This is a genomic window from Pseudomonas sp. GW821-FHT09H03, assembly GCF_059415945.1.
On record NZ_JBWKOF010000028.1, the window covers coordinates 31,400 to 38,763 of the forward strand.

Consider the following 7,364-nt stretch of genomic DNA (forward strand, 5'->3'; position numbering starts at 1 on the left):
ATACAACAGAAAGCCCGCATTTATTGCGGGCTTTTTGCCGTCCGGGATTTGGCTTTTCCCGTGCTGCATCCCTTCTCATCGAACTCGACTTCGACCTGCGCGCTGCGACCAGGCTTCGCACCATAGCGATAACTTGTCGTCGAGTTGCGAGCACTGATCCTGTCCGGCTTGCCGAGGGCGCTTTCGACGTCCTGCCGGCTCATGCCGGCGACTATGCGCTGATTGATGATCGCCTTGCGGCGCTCCTGGGGGCTGATCAGGTTTGCGCAGTTTTCCTCTGTCTGGCCGATCACGACCGGTTCTCTGTTGTTGATTTTCATGCTGGGTGTTTCGCGGGCTTCGGCCTCAGGCAAGAGCGCCTTGTTGCTGCTGGACGGGGAAGGGCGCACATCCTGAAGCGAGGCGCTTTCACCGGCAATGCAACTGAGTGTGGTAAAGGTGATGTGGCCATTGGCAGCTTCGCAACGCTGAACGACAGTGGCGGAGACCGCGGGCGGCGCGCTGAGCATGGCAAGCAGTAACAGGTATCGCGCATTCGATGGCATTGAGCGCCCTCCATGACGTTCGCGCTCTAGGGTAGCTGGCAGAAACTTCGGTGCTGGTGTGTTTTCTTTGCAGAATGAGTCGTCGCATTTTCATGGATCAGGATTACGCTCAAGTTTGTTTCGCAAGCGCTTGTTTCAGGCCGGGATTTTTTAGCGTTTTAAACCGTCAGGCGGTGTATCATTGCGACCGTCAGCCCCGCCGGGGCTTTTGGAATACTTCCATGGACTTACCCAGTAGTTACTCAATACCCCGTTTTACCAATCATGAATTGACTGATTGATTCTTCCGGCGCACCCCGCTGCTGGGAGTGGAGTTCGCCTATGTCTGAAGTTGAAGTAAAGAAAACGCAGGAAAGCTTGCAGGATCGCCTGGCCCAGGTGATCGAATTGCTGCAGCGCCAGCGAGTTGTCGAAGACCTGACTCACCGCCAGGAAGGCCCGCATCATGACCGGGTCGAGAACCTGGTTCACCGGCAGAACCTCGTCGAGTTGCAACGCAAGCTCGATGATCTGCACTCCGCCGACGTCGCCTACATCCTTGAAGCCTTGCCGCTGGACGATCGTCTGACGCTCTGGCAACTGGTCAAGGCCGATCGCGACGGCGACATCCTGCTCGAAGTATCCGACTCGGTTCGTGAAACCCTGATCGCCGACATGGACGATCACGAGCTCCTGGCTGCGGCCAAGGACATGGATGCCGACGAACTCGCTGACCTGGCCTCCGAGCTGCCGCGAGACGTCGTCCACGAGCTGATGGAGTCGCTGGACCAGCAACAGCGCGAGCGCGTCCGTTCGGCCCTGTCCTACGACGAGGAGCAGGTCGGTGCATTGATGGACTTCGAGATGGTGACCATCCGTGAGGATGTCAGTCTCGAAGTGGTGTTGCGTTACCTGCGTCGTCTCAAGGAGCTGCCGGGCCACACCGACAAGTTGTTTGTGGTCGATTACGACGGTGTCCTCAAGGGCGTGCTGCCGATCAAGCGGTTGCTGGTCAACGATCCGGACAAGCAGGTAGCCGAAGTGATGGCCAGCGATCCGGTGAGTTTTCACCCGGACGAAGATGCCTACGACGCCGCCCAGGCGTTCGAGCGTTATGACTTGATCTCGGCCCCTGTGGTCGACAAGAACGGCAAGCTGATCGGCCGTCTGACCATCGACGAAATGGTCGACCTGATTCGTGAAGAGAGCGAAAGCGAAGTTCTCAACATGGCGGGTCTGCGCGAAGAAGAAGATATTTTTGCCTCGGTCTGGAAGTCCCTGCGTAACCGTTGGGCCTGGCTGGCGATCAACCTGATTACCGCGTTCGTGGCCTCACGGGTGATCGGGCTGTTTGAAGGATCGATCGAGAAGCTCGTGGCTCTGGCGGCATTGATGCCAATCGTGGCGGGTATCGGTGGCAACTCGGGCAACCAGACCATCACCATGATCGTCCGGGCCATGGCTCTGGACCAGGTAAATACCGGCAATACCTCCCGCTTGATGCGCAAGGAACTGGCGGTTTCCTTGATCAACGGTGTGATCTGGGGTGGGGTTATCGGTGTCGTGGCCTTTCTGCTGTACGGCAGTTGGTCCCTTGGGGTGGTCATGACGGCCGCCATGACGCTCAACCTGTTGCTGGCGGCGCTGATGGGGGTGCTGATTCCCATGACCCTGGCACGCCTGGGGCGCGATCCTGCGATGGGTGCCAGTGTGATGATCACGGCAGTCACGGACAGCGGCGGCTTCTTCATCTTCCTCGGGCTGGCGACGATCTTCCTGCTCTGACCGGCCTTGCCACAAAAACCCGCTCCGGCGGGTTTTTTTGTGCCCGAAATCCAGGCAAAAAAAAGCCAGCGATTAGGCTGGCTTTGGGCGCTCGGGTTGGATCAGGAGGCGTCGGCGGCCATTTCGGCGTCGTGCGCGATCAGCGAAACAAGGGCGTTCTGCTGGCGATGGGATAGTTGGCGAAAGCGCTGCAGTAACTCGCGTTCGTGCAATGACAGCTCAGGGCTGTCCAGGCGCATGCTCAACTCTTCTCCCAGTGCGCCTTCCTGAATAAGACTCTGCTCAAGGCGCGCAATGATCTCGGAGTTCATACTGCGATGATGATTGCGAGCCACCTCGGCAATGCGTTCACGCATTCCGTCTGGCAGACGTACGACGAACTTGTCAGCCGTACGGCTGGAATAAATTGCCTGTTTCAATGGGCGCATATATTTAACCGGTTTAGTTCAGGGGAGCGGTTTTGGGGATTGACCGCAGGATGTCTGGTAGGACAAGCACTATGGCCAAATGTTCAACCTGAATTGATAGAGGCGCGCATCATGCCTCAAATTAGCCATACCATTGGCGTCAATTCTGTGACAAATATTGAGCCGGGTAAAGGCGTTCTGCCAGCACTGATTATCAGAAATGCGGACTGGTTTGAAAAGTTCGACCGGTTCTGATCGCCTACTGCATTAGCGGCCGGACCAACGGTTGGCAAAAAGGGGCGGGTATACGAATTCGGCCACTGTTCCTCCACCTTTACAGGATAGTGGCAAATGGCCGATTTGCTAGGGTTGGCACTATAGGGGTGGTGAATTCAGGACGGACGGCTGGCGGGCGGGCGTGGTGTCAGCGTAGCACCGGATCGAACTTGATCTTGCGTCCGGCTATCAGTGCCAGCACGAACAATGCTGTGAACAAACCGCAGGCAATCAGGGGCAGGGTGATGACCATCTCTTCGGTCAAGGACAGATGAAGAATGCCGCTCAGTAGGGCGAGGATGAAAAATCCTGCGGCTGATTTGGACATGTGTTGCTCCTGATGGGGAATCAAAATACCAAACGTTCAGACGACGGCGCCCGCAGCAGGGTGTTCTCCTGGCTGACGTCCTGACCGGCAGAGTCGCGGTCGCTCATCACTGCCAGCTGTGGTGCTTTTTGCAGCTGCAGGAAATGCGGAATGCGTTGGGCCACCACCGCCTCGACTGCACCGTTCTCGGGAATAAGTTGCAAACCCACTAAAACTGTCAGAGCGATCGCGTTCGCGAGTAAAAGGACGCTGTTCATCGAGCTGGCCTCCGTCGTTCTTCTGAGAACAGCAGAAGCAGCTCGCATGCCAGAGTCTATCGGCATTTAAATGCTTTAAAAACAATCAATTAAGATATTTGCCGGGCAGGCAGGGGTTGCAATTTGCAATGATGGCTTTTTGCGGTGATGCAAATTGCACGGTAAACAAGTCAGCATCGGACTGGGGCGGCTGCCTACACTTAAAAAGCCTACGGACGACATGACAAAAGCATGCCTGGCCGTTAACATGCACGCCGTCTATCGCTGCGCGATTCTTCGCCGGCGACTTGTGTCTCAGTAGCTCAATTGGATAGAGCATCCCCCTCCTAAGGGGAAGGTTGGCAGTTCGAACCTGCCCTGGGACACCAATATTTACTGATGGTTGGCACTGAAATTTGCTGATCAACGCGACTCATGCCAGCAAGGTAGCAGCGCAAGTAAAAAGGCCCCGGCTTCACAGCACGGGGCCTTTCTCGTTTTCAGCCTTCAAAAATTCCGGAACCTGGTCAGCAGGTTCCGGATTTTTCTGCTGATCAAGGATTCGTCAACTTCCTGAGCTGAACAGCCTTGGTCAATTGTCAGGGTCGTTCAGCGCCTTGGTTCGATGAGGGGCTGTTCGCCCCCCACGCTCAAAGTATGAAGTCCGAAGTTGAGAGGCTGGTGACACCGGTGATCTGAATGGCGAACTCGGCGGCGTTGTCCGCATCCGTGTTGCCGTAGAGCACGCCATTGGCAATCTTCAATTGCCCGGCAGCAGTAAAGGCTGTCGTGCTACCGATGATCGCGCCAAAGGCTTCATTGGCGGTCGTGGCGGTGTTGGCATCCAGTGTCGACAGGTCGATCTTGTCGCTACCGCGGACGAAGTCGCTGATGACATCCCAGGTGGAGCTGGTCGTTCCCGTTTCCAACAACGAATTGAAGTCGAAAATATCGCTGCCAGCGCCGCCGATGAGGGTGTCCTTGCCCAGTCCGCCCGTTAACACGTTGGCTGCCGCATTGCCTTTGAGCGTATCGGCGTAGCTGGAACCGGTGAGATTTTCGATGGAGATGAGGCGATCGACACCGGCACCGAGTGTGTTCTGCGAGGCAGTGGTAATGTTCAGGTCGACCTTGACCGCAGAAGTTGCCCCCTCGTAGGTAGCCGTGTCCACGCCGCTACCCCCGTTCAGGGTGTCATTGCCAGCCGCACCACGCAGGACGTCATTACCTAGTCCACCACTGAGGGTATCGTCGCCGTTGCCACCATCGAGGCTGTTGTTATAGGCATTGCCCACCAGGCGATCGTTCGCGTAACCGCCAATAACGTTTTCGATATTGAGAATTCGATCATCTTCGTAACGGGATGCCTGGACACGCTGATCGCCGGTGAGGTTGAGATCAACGTTGAGTGCTAATCCCTCTGCTGCGTAGGACAGGGTATCGATGCCCTCACCACCGTCCAGAAAGTCGTCGCCAAGGCTGCTGAGCAGCAAGTCATTACCGGTGCCGCCCGATAACACGTCTGCTCCCAGGCCGCCATTCAGCGTATCGTTGCCGACGCCGCCCTTGAGGATGTCGTTGTTGTCGCCACCATCGAGCTTGTCGTCGCCGATGCCGCCCTCGAGTGTGTCCTCACCATTGCCACCGAACAAACTATCGTTACCGCTGCCACCCACCAGCAGGTCGTAACTATCGCCCCCCTCCAGGGTGTCAGCGCCGCCTTCGCCGAACAGGCGATCGTGGGACGAGGAGCCAACGAGACGGTTGTTGCCAAGGCCGCCGAACAAATCGCTACTGCCGGTGGCGAACTGATTTGTGTTGGCCGTGCTCGTATTGAGGAGCAGGCTGGACGTTGTCAGGTTGGCGACCGAAACTCCCGTGAGCGTCAACTCAGCCGAGTAGCCGCCGTACCAATTTGTGATGACGTCGCCACCTTTGTTGTCCACCGCATCAACCAGGCGCTTGAGGCTATCGATATCACTGATCCCGAGTGTACGGAAATCGAGCTTGTCCTGCTCTGCAATACTGAAATCGATGACTCGGGTCGCGTCGTAGTAATTGCTCGCCCGCTGAGCGATGAATACGTCGCTCCCAGCCCCGCCGATGAGCTCGTCCCTGCCAGTGCCACCGTTCAGAATATCGTTGCCATTACCGCCTTCGAGCACATCTTCATCGGCACCACCGTTCAGGGTATCGTTGCCGGCACCACCGACCAAAAGGTCATTCCCATTCATTCCAAAGAGGGTGTCATTGCCGCTTTCGCCAAAAAGGCGATCGTAGGACGAGGAACCTGTAAGCCTGTCATTACCGAACCCTCCGAACAGGTCGCTCCTTGAGGTTGCGGTCAGCGTATCGTCTTTGACGGTTGTATTGAGAAGCACATTGGATGAGTCCAACTCCTCGATCCCGGTGGCCCAAAGATCGTTCAGCGTGGTCGTCGAATCATAACCGTTAGTTTTGATTGTAAAAAAAAGCTTGTCATTGTAATCGACTTGAAATAGGCGATTAAGCGTCTCGACGTCGGAAATACCGAGCTGACGAAGATCCAGCCGATCTGCGGACACGTCAAAATCCGTGATGGTTTGCCCTATATAATTGGCTCCACGATTTATGACGAAAGTATCTGCGCCTGCGCCGCCTGTAAGGACGCTATTACTGCTGGTGCTCGCGTCCAGGATATCGTTGCCGTTGCCGCCATTCAGGTTGTCCGACCCAGTGCCACCATAGATCGTATCGTTACCATCATTGCCATAAATGGTATCGTCACCAATTCCGCCATAAATAACTTCGGCGATGTTGGCGCCATAAATAATGTCATAGCCGGTGGTTCCATAAATGGTGGACCCGTTTACCGTCCTTCCATTAACTGTTGCCATTTAGACTCTCCTGTCTTTATTTTTGAAAAAGCGGCTTGTGCCACGGGCTGAACTTCAAGCATTAATTCGAGGCGCAACCTATCCGCATCTGCCAACATTGGGGCTAGCCAAGTTCGATCCATAGTCGACTACTAGATTTCTCTATGAAACCAAGGGGAGTGACTGCCCGTTCACAGTGGCTGATGGCGAGTAGGGGTGTAAATTGACCCTGCTTCCATATTGAGTCTGGAAACAAAATGCCCTGTACATTGGTGTCGTAGAAGCTTTTTGACGCAATCCACCACGCCTGACTACTCTGGCCACATTGTTCGGAATGGGTAAGCAGCGATTTTTTCGGCTGTTACTCCTCATGCTCCTCATGCGGTCCCTATGCCGTATAATATCAAAACGATATCATTGGGGGTATGGATTCTGTCAAGTGGATTGCGCACGGAGGATGGAAGGCGTTCAGCATCGCTTTCCCATGCCTGGGAAGTCGCTTGATGGCCTGGATAAAAGCAGCAGCAGGGTAGAGCGGGCAAGAAAGTACTCCTCTGCTCTATCAGGATTAGAGGACTAGGTGTGAAGTCGCCAGACCGGTAACCCAGAAGCGCTCGGTCGACAGGCCAATCGTGTTGCTACCCCGCACGAAGTCCTTGATGGGGCGCGACAGCTGCCGATTCCGTCGTCGAGTGAGTAGGCTGCATCGTGCTGGACAGTGTTAGCCAAGTCGTTGCCGAGGTGATAAGTCAGCCTGATGTCGAACGCCGGTGATTTCGCTCCTTCTATATAGAGGGGCTTTTGGCTTCTCTCTATAGGTGGAAATCGGGACGTTTTGCCCCTTTCTGCAAGTTATTGATAGAAAAGCAATATCAGCGCTTGACGGCAGATTCTGGAAGCCTATAATTCGCCCCACTTCCGGCGCAGTCGAAACGGAAAACTCCTTGGTAAAC

Annotated in this window: 6 protein-coding genes and 1 tRNA gene; 2 read left to right on the forward strand and 5 right to left on the reverse strand. The window is 55.4% G+C overall.

All coding sequences use genetic code 11. The annotated features are described in order from the left end of the window. Positions 1-20: 20 nt before the first annotated feature. On the reverse strand, positions 21-545 hold the full coding sequence (locus AC07OG_RS25790; RefSeq protein WP_060539744.1) for a hypothetical protein: 525 nt from the start codon (positions 543-545) through the stop codon (positions 21-23). Between the two features lie 321 nt (positions 546-866). Between AC07OG_RS25790 and mgtE the strand changes: the two genes are divergently transcribed. Continuing rightward, complete coding sequence (mgtE, locus tag AC07OG_RS25795; protein WP_060539745.1) at positions 867-2,309, forward strand: magnesium transporter; 1,443 nt, start codon at positions 867-869, stop codon at positions 2,307-2,309. A gap of 101 nt (positions 2,310-2,410) precedes the next feature. Here mgtE and AC07OG_RS25800 read toward each other — a convergent pair whose 3' ends face one another. The 3 genes from AC07OG_RS25800 to AC07OG_RS25810 all read right to left on the reverse strand — a co-directional run bounded on the left by AC07OG_RS25800 (position 2,411) and on the right by AC07OG_RS25810 (position 3,577). Then, on the reverse strand, positions 2,411-2,737 hold the full coding sequence (locus AC07OG_RS25800) for an Arc family DNA-binding protein (RefSeq protein ID WP_003178899.1): 327 nt from the start codon (positions 2,735-2,737) through the stop codon (positions 2,411-2,413). A 403-nt stretch (positions 2,738-3,140) separates the two neighbouring features. Further along, complete coding sequence (locus tag AC07OG_RS25805) at positions 3,141-3,320, reverse strand: PA3371 family protein (protein ID WP_060539746.1); 180 nt, start codon at positions 3,318-3,320, stop codon at positions 3,141-3,143. A 20-nt stretch (positions 3,321-3,340) separates the two neighbouring features. Next, positions 3,341-3,577, reverse strand: coding sequence for a hypothetical protein (locus AC07OG_RS25810; RefSeq protein WP_495068460.1), 237 nt, complete (start codon positions 3,575-3,577; stop codon positions 3,341-3,343). A gap of 291 nt (positions 3,578-3,868) precedes the next feature. On the opposite strand from AC07OG_RS25810, the gene AC07OG_RS25815 reads away from it, so the two are divergent. Then, positions 3,869-3,945: transfer RNA gene (locus AC07OG_RS25815), tRNA-Arg, on the forward strand. A 261-nt stretch (positions 3,946-4,206) separates the two neighbouring features. Here the strand turns inward: AC07OG_RS25815 and AC07OG_RS25820 are convergent. Further along, positions 4,207-6,432: a calcium-binding protein gene (locus tag AC07OG_RS25820; protein ID WP_218425989.1), complete on the reverse strand. Its 2,226-nt coding sequence runs from the start codon at positions 6,430-6,432 to the stop codon at positions 4,207-4,209. Positions 6,433-7,364: the final 932 nt, after the last annotated feature.

Coding starts and splice junctions, on each gene's coding strand:
- AC07OG_RS25790 (WP_060539744.1), bottom strand. CDS start 545: ATGCCATCGAATGCGCGATACCTGTTACTGCTTGCCATGCTCAGCGCG.
- mgtE (WP_060539745.1), top strand. CDS start 867: ATGTCTGAAGTTGAAGTAAAGAAAACGCAGGAAAGCTTGCAGGATCGC.
- AC07OG_RS25800 (WP_003178899.1), bottom strand. CDS start 2,737: ATGCGCCCATTGAAACAGGCAATTTATTCCAGCCGTACGGCTGACAAG.
- AC07OG_RS25805 (WP_060539746.1), bottom strand. CDS start 3,320: ATGTCCAAATCAGCCGCAGGATTTTTCATCCTCGCCCTACTGAGCGGC.
- AC07OG_RS25810 (WP_495068460.1), bottom strand. CDS start 3,577: ATGAACAGCGTCCTTTTACTCGCGAACGCGATCGCTCTGACAGTTTTA.
- AC07OG_RS25820 (WP_218425989.1), bottom strand. CDS start 6,432: ATGGCAACAGTTAATGGAAGGACGGTAAACGGGTCCACCATTTATGGA.